Source organism: Herbidospora daliensis, assembly GCF_001570585.1.
GTDB lineage: Bacteria > Actinomycetota > Actinomycetes > Streptosporangiales > Streptosporangiaceae > Herbidospora > Herbidospora daliensis.
On sequence record NZ_BBXF01000005.1, the window covers coordinates 973,012 to 986,680 of the forward strand.

Sequence of the window (13,669 nt, forward strand, 5' to 3'; positions counted from 1 at the left end):
GTCGCGTGCATGCCATAAGAAGGCGTGGCGCGGGGAGTTCCGGGAAGGTCAGGCGGGGGCGAACCGGTTGCTTCTGGCCCGGAACTCCGCGGCCTTGCGCTCGTGGGAGACGCAGTCGCAGTCGAGCGCGTGCCCGGCGTACTCGTGCATGCGGGCCAGGCGGTCGTGCAGCACGGCCAGGTCGGCGCAGTTCGCGGCGGCGCGTTCGCGCATGGTCCGCACCTCCTCCCGCATGATCTCCCGCAGCTCCGCGGCCCGCCGTATGGCCGGATGGACGCCGTCGGCGGCCGGAACCGGGTCGAGCGGCCGTCGCGGCCGCGACTCCGTGCCGGGCCGGGCCCGCCGCACGACCGGGAGGTGGCGGGCATCGGGGTCGGCCACGGCCGCCGCGACCGGAGGGGGCGTGATCCCCATCTCCGGAGAGATCAACCCCAGCAGGCGGGCGGCCGGACCGCCGCCGGTCAGCAGCAGGGCCGCCCCGTCGAGCTCCAGCAGCGCCTGGAAGCGGAGCAGGATCCGGGCGCCCTCCAGATCGCAGAAGCCCACCCCGCCCAGGTCGAGCGTCACCCGGTCGAACCGGCGGAACAGCACCGCCGTCAGGGAGCTCTCCAGCCATTCGGCCCAGGTCCAGTCGATGTCACCGGACAACGCGAGCCCGAGGTCGGCGCCGTCCTCGTGGACGACGGCGAGCGAGAGGATCATGTCGCAGTCCCTACCCTTGTTTGCGGTCTTATGTGCATACGCCGAGATAGCGGGCAGGGGAACCCCTGTGGACAGCCAGCAGGGAAGAGATCTCGTGGTCGTCGCCGCCTCGGCCGGTGGCGTCGAACCGCTGCGGGCCCTGGTGGCCCGTCTCCCGCCGAGCCTACCCGCGGCCGTCCTGGTGGTCCTCCACGTGGCATCCTCGGGGTCGAGCGCGCTGGCCGGCATCCTCGACCGATCCGGGCCGCTCAAGGCCGCGCCCGCCGAAGACGGGCTGCCGCTGGTGCGCGGGGAGGTGCGGGTGGCCGTCGCCGACCACCACCTCCTGGTGTACGACGAGCACCAGCGGGTCAGCCGGGGGCCGCGCTACAACGGCTACCGCCCGGCCGCCGACCTGCTGTTCATGAGTTCCGCCGTCGCCGCCGGCCCCCGGGTCGCCGGGGTGGTGCTGAGCGGCACCCTCGACGACGGCGCGCGCGGGTGCGAGCTGGTCGAACGGCACGGCGGGGTGGTGGCCGTACAGGACCCGGAGGAGTGCGCCTTCCCCGGCATGCCGTCGGCGGCGCTGCGGGCGAGCGACCGGGCGCACGTGCTGCCGGCTTCGCGCCTGGCCGAGTGGATCGTGGACCAGACCCGGTCGCCGGTGATCGCGGAGGAGAGCATGCCCGACGACGAACTGCTGCGCGACCTGGCCCGTTACCTGACCCCGCGGCTGCCCAGCACCCCTCCCGAGGGGGAGCTGTCCGGCTTCACCTGTCCCGACTGCAGCGGCCCGTTGTACACACGGCCCGGCAACCCGGAGCCCCGCTACGACTGCCGGGTGGGCCACTCGTGGTCGATGGATACCATGATCGCCGGGCAGGCCGACGCGGTCGAGCGGGCCCTGTGGGTGGCCGTGCTGCGGCTGGAGGAGCGCGGACGGCTGCTCCGGCGCATGATCCACTCGGCCGAGCGGCTGGGGCACCGGATGTCCGTCGCCCGGCTGGCCGAGGAGGCCGACCAGACCCGCGAGGCGCTGGAGACCATCAGGGTGATGCAGTCGCGGCTCGGCACCCAGGACGACGTCGCCGGGGCATAGGGTCGGAGGTGTGATCCCGGCTGACGAGCGCGACTTCGACGACCTCCTGGCGATGCTGAAGGAGACCAGGGGTTTCGACTTCACCGGCTACAAGCGCACCACGCTGATGCGCCGCGTCGCGCGGCGGCTGGAATCGCTCAAGCTCCGCGACTACAGCGAATACCGCGACTACCTGGAGCTGGAGCCCGAGGAGTTCAACCGGCTGTTCGACAGCCTGCTGATCAACGTGACCAGCTTCTTCCGCGACCCCGTCGCCTGGCAGGTGCTCCGCGAGCGGGTCGTGCCCGCCATCGTCTCGGGCAAGCAGGCGGGCAAGGGCATCCGGATCTGGAGCGCCGGATGCGCGACCGGCGAGGAGGCGTACAGTCTCGCGATGGTCCTGGCCGAGGAGCTCGGCGTCGACGAGTTCAAGAACCGGGTCAAGATCTACGCCACCGACCTCGACGAACAGGCGCTCCAGGTGGCCCGCAGCGCGACCTACACCGACCGCCAGATGGCCGAGGTGCCCCCGGAGCTCCGCGAGCGGTACTTCGAGTCCTCGGAGAGTCTCCACGCGTTCCGCCGCGACCTGCGCCGCCAGGTGATCTTCGGCCGCAACGACCTGACCCGCGACGCCCCGATCTCCCGGGTCGACCTGCTGCTGGCCCGCAACACGCTGATGTACTTCAACACCGAGACGCAGCTCACCATCGTCCGGCGCTTCCACTTCGCGCTGGCCAACCCCGGCTACCTGTTCCTCGGCAAGGCCGAGATGCTGCTCAACCACGGCGACAAGTTCGAGCCCCTCGACCTGCGCATGCGGCTGTTCAAGAAGACCGGGACCGTCACCTCCGGGGCCCGCCCCGCCTGGTCGTCCGCGCTGCCCTCCCACACGACGATGGGCGAGCTGCAGAGCTCCGCCCTGGCCTCCGGGCCGGTCGCCCAGCTCGGGCTCGACACCAGCGGCCGGCTCGCCCTGGTCAACAGCCGCGCCGAGATGCTCTTCAGCCTCAACCCGCGCGACATCGGCCGCCCGTTCCAGGACCTGGAGGTCTCCTACCGGCCGGTCGAGCTGCGCTCGGTGATCGAGCAGGCCCAGACCGAACTGCGCACCGTCGAGCTCCAGGAGATTATCTGGCAGCGGTCGGGGCAGCCCGATCTCGGCGTGTACGACATCTCGGTCGTCCCCCTGCAGAACGGCGACGGCGACCTCGTCGGGGTCGGCATCAGCTTCTACGACGTCACCCGCTACCGCCGCCTGCGCGACGAGCTCGAACAGGCCAACCGCGAGCTCGAGAACGCCTACGAGGAGCTCCAGTCGCTCAACGAGGAGCTGGAGACCACCAACGAGGAACTCCAGTCCACGAACGAGGAGCTCGAGACCACCAACGAGGAGCTCCAGTCGACCAACGAGGAACTGGAGACCATGAACGAGGAGCTCCAGTCGACCAACGACGAGCTCCAGCAGATCAACGACGCCCTCAACGCCCGCAGCGACGAGCTCGACAAGGCCAACGCGTTCGTCTCGGCGATGGTCCGCAGCCTCGGCGACGCCGTCGCGGTCGTCGACACCGAGCTGCGCGTGCTGGTCTGGAGCCCCGGGGCCGAGGAGCTGTGGGGGGTGCGCGCCGAGGAGGCCGCCGGGCGGGCGCTGACCGGCCTGGACATCGGCCTGCCCCTCGACGATCTCGCGGCCCGCCTGAAGACCATGCTCACCGACGCCGAGCCGCGCGACTGGCCCGACGGCATCGCCGTCGACGCCGTCAACCGGCGGGGCCGCACCACCCGGCTGAGCATCGAGTTCTCCCGCATGCTCGACGAAGAGGGCCACACCGCCGGCGTCATCCTGCTGATGGACATCCTCGACCCGGCGGCCTCCTAGGGCGCCCGGCTCCGTTAGGCGATCAACGGTCCGGGCAGGGTCGCAGCATGCCAGAGGAACCGAATCAGACACCGCCGGGTCAGACGCAGCGTTATCCCGGGAGCAGCGGCGACATGGCGCCCGAGCCCCGCGACGAGATGCGCGACTACGCGGGCCGCGACCTGCTCAAGGGCAGGAAGGCCCTGATCACCGGAGGCGACTCGGGCATCGGCAGGGCCGTGGCGGTCGCCTTCGCCAAGGAGGGGGCCGACGTCGCCGTCGCCTACCTGAGCGAGCACGAGGACGCCGAGCACACCCGGGCGCTGGTCGAGCGGGAGGGCCGCCGCTGCGTGCTGCTGCCGGGCGACCTCGGCCGGGCCGAGCACTGCGCGGAGGTGGTCGAGCGCACCGTCGAGGAACTGGGCGGGCTCGACCTGCTCGTCAACAACGTCGCCTACCAGGAGCCGGTCGACTCGCTCGACGAACTCGGCGACGACCAGTGGAACCACACCTTCGCGGTGAACATCCACAGCTACTTCCGGGTCACCAAGGCCGCCCTGCGGCACATGGGCGACGGCGCGTCGATCATCAACACCTCGTCGATCAACGGCCTGCGGGGCAACAAGACCCTGATCGACTACGCCGCCACCAAGGGCGCGATCAACGCGTTCACGATGTCGATGGCGCAGAACCTGGTCGACAAGGGCATCCGCGTGAACGCGGTCGCCCCCGGCCCGGTCTGGACCCCGCTGATCCCGGCCACCTTCCCCGAGGAGAAGGTCGAGCAGTTCGGGAAGCAGGCCCCGATGAAACGGGCCGCCGACCCCGACGAGATCGCGCCGTCGTACGTGTTCTTCGCCTCGGGACGCCTGTCGTCCTACTACACCGGCGAGGTCCTGGCCCCGATCGGCGGCGAGACCCTCCCGGGCTGACACCCGGGAGGGCCGGTCAGGTCACGTGCCGCAGGTGTAGCCGCTCACCGTGGCGGTGTTGCCGGTGGGCCGGGTCACCTGGAAGCCGAACGTGGTGCTGCCGTTCGGCGCGAGGTTGCCGTTGTAGTTCTGGTTGGTCGCGGTCACCGTCTGGCCGGAGACGGTCAGGGTGGCGTTCCACGAGCCCGACAGGGTGTGCCCGGACGGGAGCGTGAAGGTCACCCGCCAGCCGCTCAGCGCCGAGGTGCCGGTGTTGGTGACGGTCACGGGCTGGACGACGTACCCGTTGCCCCACTGGGTCTGCACGGTCCCGGTCGCCGAGCACGGGCCGCCGGGCTGCGGGCTGGGCGAAGGCGACGGCGACGGGCTCGGTGACGGTGAAGGACTGGGCGAGGGGCTGGGCGACGGGCTGGGCGACGGTGACGGGTTCACACCCGACGGGGGGACGCGGATGATGCGGTCGTCCGCCGCGACCGGGCTGCCCCGGCCGTCGCGGTTGCTGGTGCCAACCCACAACCAGCCGTCGGGGCCGACGGCGACGGCGCGGAGGCGGCCGTACTGGCCCTGGAGCTGGGAGGAGGTGCCGGCGGAGCCGCCCGAGCCGTTCAGCGACACCGTCCACAGGCGGGTGCCGCGCAGGGCGGCCACGAAGAGGGTGTTGTTGGCGTAGGCGAGGCCGCTCGGGGAGGCCTCGGCGGTCGTCCAGGTGACGATCGGGTTGCGGAACGACGCGTTGCCGCAGGTGCCCTCACAGGTCGGCCAGCCGTAGTTGCCGCCCGCGACGATCTGGTTGACCTCGTCGGTGGTGTTCTGGCCGAATTCGGTGGCGTACATGCGGCCCTGGCCGTCCCAGGCGAGGCCCTGGACGTTGCGGTGACCCAGGCTGTAGACCCGCGAGCCGGCGATGGGGTTGCTCGAGGGGATGCTGCCGTCGGGGTTCACACGCAGGATCTTCCCGGCGGGCGAGCTGAGGTTCTGGGCGTTGGACGTCGTCCCGGCGTCGCCGGTGGCGATGTAGAGCAGGCCGTCGGGGCCGAAGGCGATGCGCCCGCCGTCGTGGAAGTTCGCCCGCGGGATGCCCGACAGCAGGACGTTCTGGGTCGAGGGCGCGCTCAGGCGGAAGCGGGCCAGGCGGTTGTCGGAGGAGGTGGTGAAGTAGACGTAGACCCACTGGTCCTGGGCGTAGGTCGGGGAGACGGCGATGCCGAGCAGGCCGCTCTCCCCCGACGCGGACACGCCGCTGACGGTCGCCACGGCGACCGGGGTCTGGCCGGGCCGCACCTGCATGACGCGGCCCGTGTTGCGTTCGGTGACCAGGGCACTCCCGTCGGGGAGGAAGGCGAACCCCCACGGGACCTGGAGCCCGGTGACCGACACCTGGGCCCGGTCGAAGTCGAAGCCGCCGACCACGGCGGCCCGGGCCGGCAGGGCGATCATGACTCCGAGGAGCAGGACCGCCGCGGCGATGACGTGCCTAACGTGTCTGGACATTGCGGAACCATACGGGCCCCGGACCACCCTGCCAACGATCATGGGCGGGCCCGCCCGCCGACCTGCGCGGGCCGAAGAAACTTTCAGCGGCGTACCGCAAATTTTCGCCCCGGAAGACGGGGAAGCCCGGGCCTCCGTGGAGGGGAGGCCCGGGCTCGTAGAGGAAACTACTTGACGACCTTCACGTAGTCGCTCGACTCGGAGGAGCCGAAACCGTGGCTACCGTCGTAACGGACGCCCCACGTGCCGCTGCCCCACGCCTTGACCTTGGTGTAGAACGAGCCGTTGGGGTTGGTCTCGACGGTCTTCACGTACTTCCACTTGTGCGAACCCGCAGGGAGGAAGTAGACGTCGATGTCCTGCCAGCCCAGCTTGTACCAGCCGTGCCAGTAGTCGCGAGAGTCGTAGCAGCCGCTCCAGCCGTCGTCGACGGGCTTGACGCTGCCGTCGAGCTCGACATAGGCGCGGTCGTGCTTCTTGTAGTCGTAGTACCAGTCGCCGTAGCACTGGGCGACCTGCAGCTGACCGGTCAGGGTCAGGTGACGCCCCTTCTTCACCGGCTCGGGGCCAGCGTTGAAGTCGACGATCCGAGTGGCCTTGGGGCCCTTCGGCGGCTTCGGCGGGTCATAGCTGACGTGCTTGACCGTGAAGCCGGAAGAGCTGGTGTAGAGCTTGCCGTCGAACCCGCGAGCGTAGACCTTCACGGCGTAGAACCCCTTCGGGTCCTTCGTGTCGATCTTCACGCTCTCGGAGGTGGAGAACCACTGGGGCTTCCACGGCGCCTTCTTCTCCTCCGACGAGTCTGCGGAGGTGCCGTCCGCGGACTTGCCGTCCCACCCGTGACCGTCCCAACCGGGGCCATCCCAGTCGTCGCGGCCCCAGCTGCCCTTGTGGTCGACCACGATCTTGGCGTGCTTGATGTCCACGCCCTTGACGGTGATCGACACGACCTCGGAGTCCCACTTGCCCTTGAGGACAACCTGGCCGGGGTTGACCCAGACATTCGTGATTCTCGGGTTGGGCCCGTCGTGGTGACCGTGCCCGTGGCCCGGGTCCGCTAAGGCGGGGGCCGCGGAGACGAGCGCCGAGGCGCTCATCGCAGCGGCCGCCACCAGAGCGGTGGCGATGCGCTTGATCATAAGAGGGTGCTTCCTCTCCCCGTTACAACGCGCGCTTCCGGCATGAAGCGCGCCTACGTCATAGACGGAAAATCTCCGCCAAAAGTTGCGGGTAAGTCGTGGAAAAAGTGATCACAACTTGGCAACGGGAACGGGAACTCGCGCGTCGGGGTCAGCTGGTCACTGGGCGTACATCTCCTCGATGATCTCGGCGTACTTCGCGTGGATGACCCGGCGCTTGAGCTTCAGGCTCGGGGTGAGCTCCTCGGTCTCGGCCGTCCACTCGACCGGCAGCAGCCGCCAGCGCTTGACCTGCTGCACCCGGGCCAGCTTCTCGTTGGCGGTCTCGATCGCCGCCTCGACGGCCTTGAGCACGTCGGGGTGCTCGGCCAGGTCGGCCAGGTCGGTGAAGGTGATGCCGTTGGCCTGGGCCCAGCCGGGGGCGATCTCGCCGTCGAGGGTGAGGATCGCGACCGGGAAGGGCTTGCCGTCGCCGAAGGCCAGGGCCTGACCGATCAGCGCGTGCTCCTTCAGGTAGTTCTCGATGTTGGCCGGGGAGATGTTCTCGCCCCCGGCGGTGATGATGAGCTCCTTCTTGCGGTCGACGATGCGGACGAAGCCGTGCTCGTCGAGGGAGCCGACGTCGCCGGTGTGCAGCCAGCCCTCGTCGTCGAACAGGTCGGCGGTGGCCTCGGGGCGGTTGAGGTAGCCCGTGGTGTTGAGGGGACTGCGGGTGAGGATCTCCCCGTCGTCGGCGATGCGCACCTCGACGCCCGGTTCGGGGCGGCCGACCGTGCCGAGCCGGTAGGCGTCGGGGCTGTTGGCGGTGAAGGCTCCGGTGGTCTCGGTCATGCCGTAGACGTCCAGGACCTTGAGCCCCAGACCGGCGAAGAACCGCTGCACCTCCAGCGGCATCGGCGCGGCGGCGGTGGCCAGCCAGCCCGCGTTGTCGAAGCCGATCATGCCGCGGATGATCGAGAGCAGCGCGGCGTCGGCGGCGTTGTACGCGGCCTCGACCTCGGGGGTCATCGCGTGGCCGACCTGGCCGGCCTCGACCCAGGCGAGCCCGGCGGCCATCGCCTTGCGCGCGTTCTCCTGCTGGTCTTCGGGCGACATGGCCAGCAGCGCGCTGAGCTTGGCCATCATCTTCTCCCAGACGCGCGGCACGCCGAAGAACAACACCGGCTTCACCGCGGCCAGCGTCGGCCCGAGGTTGGCCAGGTCGGTGCAGAAGTGCACGTGGGAGACCTTGAACAGGGGCAGGTAGAGGCTCAGCACCCGCTCGGCGATGTGCGCGTAGGTCAGGTAGGAGATCTGGGTGCCCTGGGTGGGCAGCGAGGTCATCCGGTCGGTCGCGCCGACCTCGAAGAGCACGTTGCGGTGGGTGAGCGGCACGCCCTTCGGCATGCCGGTGGTACCCGAGGTGTAGAGCACGGTGAGGGTGTCGTCGGGGGCGACCGAGCGCCAGCGCTCCTCGACCGACTGGGGGTCGGCGGCCAGCGCCTCGGCCCCCATCGCCAGGAAGTCGGCCCACGAGAGCTGGTCGCCGGTGGCGCCCTCGAGCAAGATGATCTTCTCCAGGCCGGGCACCTGGTCGAGGACCGGCGTCCACCGGGCCAGCTCGGCCGGGCCGCCCAGCACGGCGACCTTGGCGCCGACGTCGTTGGCCACGTAGGCGACCTGGTCGGGCGCGAAGGTGGCGTACACCGAGCACGGGATCGCCCCCGCGTGCACGGCGCCCAGGTCGGCGAGCACGTGCTCGCTGCGGTTGACCATCATGAGGGCCACCGAGTCGCCCGGATCGACGCCCAGGGCGGCGAAACCGGCGGCGATCTCCAGCACCCGCTGCCGGGCCTCCCGGTAGGTCAGGGTGGACCAGCCGCCCTCGACGGGGTCGGAATAGGCGGGTAGGTCGGGATGGGCTTCGGCGGTCTCGTCGAGCTGAGAACAGATGGTCCGACCGGCGATGCTCTCCTCGATCGCCGCCCGCTCCTCAAGAACCATTCCGCGTCTCCTCAGGGGGATGCTGGACAGAGTGACCCGCATCACATCATCGGTAAGTCAACCCTGACAAGATGTCCTGGTGACATGGGTGCTCGACCTGACCGGGATCTTCGTTTTCGCCATCTCCGGCGCGCTGGCCGGCGTCCGCACCCGCCTCGACGTCGTGGGCATGGTGGTGCTGGCGTTCTTCACCGCCGTGGGCGGCGGAATCCTGCGCGACGTCTTCCTCGGCGTGCAGCCGGCCGCGCTGCACGACGCCGGATACGTGCTGGTCCCGCTGGTGGCGGCGGCGATCGTGTTCTTCTGGCACCCGCAGGTGACCCGGCTGCTGCCGAGCATCCTCATCTTCGACGCGGCCGGGCTGGGCCTGTTCTGCGCGACCGGCACCGAGAAGGCGCTGCTGTTCGGCCTGTCGCCGCTGCACGCGGTGCTGCTCGGGGTGGTCACGGCGGTGGGCGGCGGCGTGCTGCGCGACGTGCTGTCGGGCCAGCGGCCCACGCTGCTCTACGACCGCCAGCTCTACGCGGTGCCCGCGTTCGTGGGCGCGTTCACCCTCGCCGCGCTGTTCGAGTTCGGTGTACGCGGCCCGCTGGCCGTCGTGGCCGCCGCGGTGCTGGCCTTCGGCCTGCGGTTCCTGGCGATGAGGCGGGGCTGGCGGGCGCCGCTGGCGCGGGGCGTCACAGACTCGGCATGAGCCGGTCGTCGGCCACCGGCCCCCGGCCCGGCCGGGCGGCGGCGACTTGGGCGATCGCGTCGGCCAGCACGTGGGGCGGATGGCAGTACGACAACCGCAGGTAGCCCTCGCAGGCGCCGTCGACGCCGAACCACCGTCCGGGCGCGAGCCGCACCCCCCGCTCGGCCGCCGCCCGCACCACCGGGGCCGCCGACGGGACGTCGAGCTTGGCCCAGACCGACCCGCCGCCGACCGGGTGGGGGAAGGTCCAGCCCGGCAGGTGCTCGGCCAGCGCCGTCGTCAGGGCCGCGCGCGAGGTGGCGAGCCAGCCCCGGCGCTCGGCCCGCGACTCCTCCACGTGGGGGAACAGCTCGGCGACGACGAGCTGGTCGAACACCGCCGTGGCCAGGTCGACGCCCGACCGCAGCACCGACAGCCGCTCGACGAGCTCGGCGGTGCCGCGCAACCACCCGACGCGGAGCCCGCCCCACCACAACTTCGACGCCGACCCAAGCGTGATCACCCGGTTGTCGGTGTCCCAGCGGGCCAGCGGCGGCGGCATGACGACGTCGTCGACGGCCACCTCGCCCCACGTCTCGTCGCAGATCAGCGTCACGTCGTGGCGGCGCGCGGCGGCCACGAGGGCGGCCCGGTGGTCGGCGTCCATCAGCGCGCCGGTGGGGTTGTGGAAGTCGGGCAGCACGTAGGCGACCTTCGCCTGGCGCAGCGAGCTCTCCATCAGCTCCCCCGCCGCCACCGCCCTGGCCCCGTGGAGCCGGACCGACTGGATCGCGTGGGCGTAGGTCGGCGACTCCAGCAGCACCGGGTCGCCGGCCCTGACGAGCAGCGCGAACAGCAGGTTCATGGCCTGCTGCGCGCCGGGCGTGATGAGGATCTGCTCCGGCCGGGTGGCCACCCCGCGTTCGGTGTAGCGCCGCGCCACCGCCTCACGCAGCACGGGCAGCCCGACCGGGTCGTAGCCGATGCCGAGCAGGTGCCGGTGGTAGCTCGCGGCCGCGGCCGCCACGGCGGGGGCGACCTGCGAGGCGGCCGGCATCGAGGCGACGTGCAGCGGGATCATGCCGTCGCCGGGGACGGGGATGGTCCAGGGCGTGTCGCCGCCGACGGGCAGCGCGGTCGTGCTGCCCGACCCCTGCCGCGCGGTGACGTAGCCGTGGTCCTTGAGCAGGTCGTAGGCGGCGGTCACGGTGGTCCGGCTGACGCCCAGCGCGACGGCCAGATGCCGCTCGGCGGGCAGCCGCACCCCGACGGGGATCGCGCCGTCGTGCACCCGGCCGCGCAGCGCCTCGGCGAGGGCCCGGTAGTAGGGGCGGGCCCCGGCGGGGACGGCGAGCAGCCGGGCGAGCTGCTCGGGGGCGATCGTACGCGTCATGCCGCCAGCCTAAGGCCAATGTCCGCGATTGGCTCTGTTACTCACAACGGACGGCCGTCACACTGGGGCGATTATGGTACAGACATCCACTCATCCCACCTCTATGCGGCTCGTTCGCCTGTACGCCGGCCTGTTCCTCTACGGCGCCGGTTCCGGCCTCCAGATCGAGTCGAACCTCGGCAGCGCCCCCTGGGACGTCTTCCACCAGGGCCTGTCGCGCCACTTCGGGCTCAGCATCGGCGCCTGGGTCGTCATCGTCGGGGCGGCCGTGATGCTGCTCTGGATCCCGCTCCGCCAGCGGCCGGGCCTGGGCACGATCAGCAACGTGCTGCTGCTCGGCTGGTTCTTCGACCTGACCGTCTGGCTGGCGCCTGCCCCGGGCCACTGGGCCGTGCAGTGGGCGTACCTGCTGACCGGGGTGGTCACCGTCGCCGGCGCGACCGCGCTCTACATCGGCGCGGGGTACGGGCCGGGGCCGCGCGACGGGCTGATGACGGGGCTGCACCGGCTGGGGTTGTCGATCCGGCTGGCGCGGGTGCTCATCGAGCTGACCGTGCTGGCGTTCGGGTGGCTGCTCGGCGGGGTCGCCGGGGTGGGCACGCTGGTGTTCGCGGTGATGATCGGGCCGGTCACGCAGTTCTTCATGAAGGCTCGGTGGGTAGCTTGATCACATGCGGATCGAGGACTACGCGCTGATCGGCGACATGCAGTCGGCGGCCCTGGTGGGCCGTGACGGCTCGGTCGACTGGCTCTGCCTGCCCCGTTTCGACTCCCCCGCGTGCTTCGCGGCGCTGCTGGGCAACCAGCGCCACGGGGCCTGGCGCGTCTGGGCCTCCGGCATGGAGACCGCGTCCAGCCGCCGCTACTGGGGTGACACGCTCGTCCTCGAATCGACCTGGGACACCCCGACCGGCACCGCCCGGGTGATCGACTTCATGCCGGTACGCCATGAGCACCCCCGCCTGGTCCGCATCGTCGAGGGCGTGGCCGGTTCGGTCGAGATGAACTGCGAGATCCGCATCCGGTTCGACTACGGCCGGATCGTCCCGTGGGTGCGCCGCCGCGACCACAGTCTCCAGGCGGTCGGCGGCCCCGACTCCGCCTGGATCCACTCCCCCGTCCACCTGCACGGCAGCGACTACCGCCACAAGGGCACCTTCCGGGTCGAGGCGGGCGACAAGCTGCCGTTCGTGTTCAGCTGGCACCCCTCCCACGCGCCCGCGCCGCCCATGATCGACCCGCTCGACGAGCTCGACTACACCCGTGAGATCTGGGAGGACTGGGTCTCCACGGGCACCCACACGGGCCAGTGGCGCGACGCGGTGGTCCGGTCGATGATCACCCTGAAGGGACTGACGTACGCCCCCACCGGCGGCATCGTGGCCGCGCCCACCACGAGCCTGCCGGAGGACCTCGGCGGCGTCCGCAACTGGGACTACCGGTTCTGCTGGCTGCGCGACGCCTCGATGGCCCTCGACGCCCTGCTGACCAGCGGCTACATCGAAGAGGCCAAGGCCTGGCGCGAGTGGCTGCTGCGCGCCATCGCCGGCCGTCCCCAGGACCTCCAGATCATGTACGGCGTCGCCGGCGAGCGCCGCCTCACCGAGCTCACCCTCGACTGGCTCCCCGGTTACGAGAACTCGGCGCCGGCCCGCATCGGCAACAGCGCCGCCGACCAGCTCCAGCTCGACGTCTACGGCGAGGTCGTCAACTCGCTCTACCAGGCCGGTAAGGGCGGCCTGCCCCCCGACGACCACGCCTGGAAGCTGACCCGCAAGATGATGGACTTCCTGGAGTCGGGCTGGCGGCAGCCCGACGAGGGCCTGTGGGAGGTGCGCGGGCCGCGCCGCCAGTTCACCCACTCCAAGGTGATGGTCTGGGTGGCCGTCGACCGCACCATCCGCACGCTGGAGGCGCAGCAGCGCTCAGGGCCGGTCGACCGGTGGAAGGCGCTGCGCGAGGAGATCCACGCGGAGGTCTGCGAGAAGTCCTACGACGCCGACCGCAACACCTTCACCCAGTCGTACGGCTCCAAGGAGCTCGACGCCGCCACGCTGCTCATCCCCACGATGGGCTTCCTGCCGGCCGACGACCACCGCGTCATCGGCACCATCAACGCGATCGAGCGGGAGCTGACCACGCCCGAGGGGTTCGTGCTGCGCTACTCCACCAGCGAGCACAAAGCCATCGACGGGCTGCCCGGCCGCGAGGGCGCGTTCCTGGCGTGCAGCTTCTGGCTCGCCGAGGCCAAGGCGCGCATGGGCCTGCGCAACGAGGCGTGCGACCTGTTCCGCCGCCTGCTCGACCTGCGCAACGACGTCGGCCTCCTCTCCGAGGAGTACGACCCCGTCCAGGGCCGCCTGGTGGGCAACTTCCCGCAGGCGTTCAGCCACGTCCCGCTGATCCACGCGGCCCAGGCGATCGGGTAGCCCGTGGTC

General features: G+C 71.0%; 11 protein-coding genes. 6 read left to right on the top strand and 5 right to left on the bottom strand.

The window, feature by feature from the left end; all coding sequences use genetic code 11:
• Positions 1-48 precede the first annotated feature (48 nt).
• Entirely contained in the window at positions 49-702 is a 654-nt protein-coding gene (locus AW274_RS27765; RefSeq protein ID WP_062437660.1) for an STAS domain-containing protein, read from the bottom strand.
• A 67-nt stretch (positions 703-769) separates the two neighbouring features.
• Between AW274_RS27765 and AW274_RS27770 the strand changes: the two genes are divergently transcribed.
• Genes AW274_RS27770 through AW274_RS27780 form a run of 3 tightly spaced genes read left to right on the top strand, consistent with a single transcriptional unit; the run spans position 770 to position 4,552 of the window.
• Positions 770-1,780: a chemotaxis protein CheB gene (locus tag AW274_RS27770; RefSeq protein ID WP_063813612.1), complete on the top strand. Its 1,011-nt coding sequence runs from the start codon at positions 770-772 to the stop codon at positions 1,778-1,780.
• Positions 1,781-1,790: 10 nt separating this feature from the next.
• On the top strand, positions 1,791-3,641 hold the full coding sequence (locus AW274_RS27775) for a CheR family methyltransferase (RefSeq protein WP_083974877.1): 1,851 nt from the start codon (positions 1,791-1,793) through the stop codon (positions 3,639-3,641).
• A 47-nt stretch (positions 3,642-3,688) separates the two neighbouring features.
• Positions 3,689-4,552 (top strand): SDR family oxidoreductase, encoded by an 864-nt coding sequence (locus AW274_RS27780; protein WP_062437664.1) that lies wholly within the window; start codon positions 3,689-3,691, stop codon positions 4,550-4,552.
• A 21-nt stretch (positions 4,553-4,573) separates the two neighbouring features.
• Here AW274_RS27780 and AW274_RS27785 read toward each other — a convergent pair whose 3' ends face one another.
• The 3 genes from AW274_RS27785 to AW274_RS27795 form a co-directional block, all read right to left on the bottom strand.
• A complete protein-coding gene (locus AW274_RS27785) occupies positions 4,574-6,043 on the bottom strand; it encodes a PQQ-dependent sugar dehydrogenase (protein ID WP_062437667.1) in 1,470 nt (489 codons plus the stop codon).
• A gap of 167 nt (positions 6,044-6,210) precedes the next feature.
• Entirely contained in the window at positions 6,211-7,182 is a 972-nt protein-coding gene (locus AW274_RS27790; RefSeq protein WP_062437670.1) for a hypothetical protein, read from the bottom strand.
• 159 nt (positions 7,183-7,341) lie between these two features.
• Positions 7,342-9,165 (bottom strand): AMP-dependent synthetase/ligase, encoded by a 1,824-nt coding sequence (locus AW274_RS27795; protein ID WP_062437672.1) that lies wholly within the window; start codon positions 9,163-9,165, stop codon positions 7,342-7,344.
• 79 nt (positions 9,166-9,244) lie between these two features.
• On the opposite strand from AW274_RS27795, the gene AW274_RS27800 reads away from it, so the two are divergent.
• Positions 9,245-9,859: a trimeric intracellular cation channel family protein gene (locus AW274_RS27800; protein ID WP_157520760.1), complete on the top strand. Its 615-nt coding sequence runs from the start codon at positions 9,245-9,247 to the stop codon at positions 9,857-9,859.
• On the opposite strand, the gene yczR is transcribed toward AW274_RS27800, so the two are convergent.
• Positions 9,843-11,231: a MocR-like transcription factor YczR gene (gene yczR / locus AW274_RS27805; RefSeq protein WP_062437677.1), complete on the bottom strand. Its 1,389-nt coding sequence runs from the start codon at positions 11,229-11,231 to the stop codon at positions 9,843-9,845. The genes AW274_RS27800 and yczR overlap by 17 nt on opposite strands.
• Positions 11,232-11,334: 103 nt before the next feature.
• Between yczR and yczE the strand changes: the two genes are divergently transcribed.
• Positions 11,335-11,898 (top strand): membrane protein YczE, encoded by a 564-nt coding sequence (gene yczE / locus AW274_RS27810; RefSeq protein ID WP_232320406.1) that lies wholly within the window; start codon positions 11,335-11,337, stop codon positions 11,896-11,898.
• Positions 11,899-11,902: 4 nt separating this feature from the next.
• Positions 11,903-13,660, top strand: a complete 1,758-nt coding sequence (locus AW274_RS27815; RefSeq protein ID WP_062437680.1) for a glycoside hydrolase family 15 protein — start codon at positions 11,903-11,905, stop codon at positions 13,658-13,660.
• Positions 13,661-13,669: the final 9 nt, after the last annotated feature.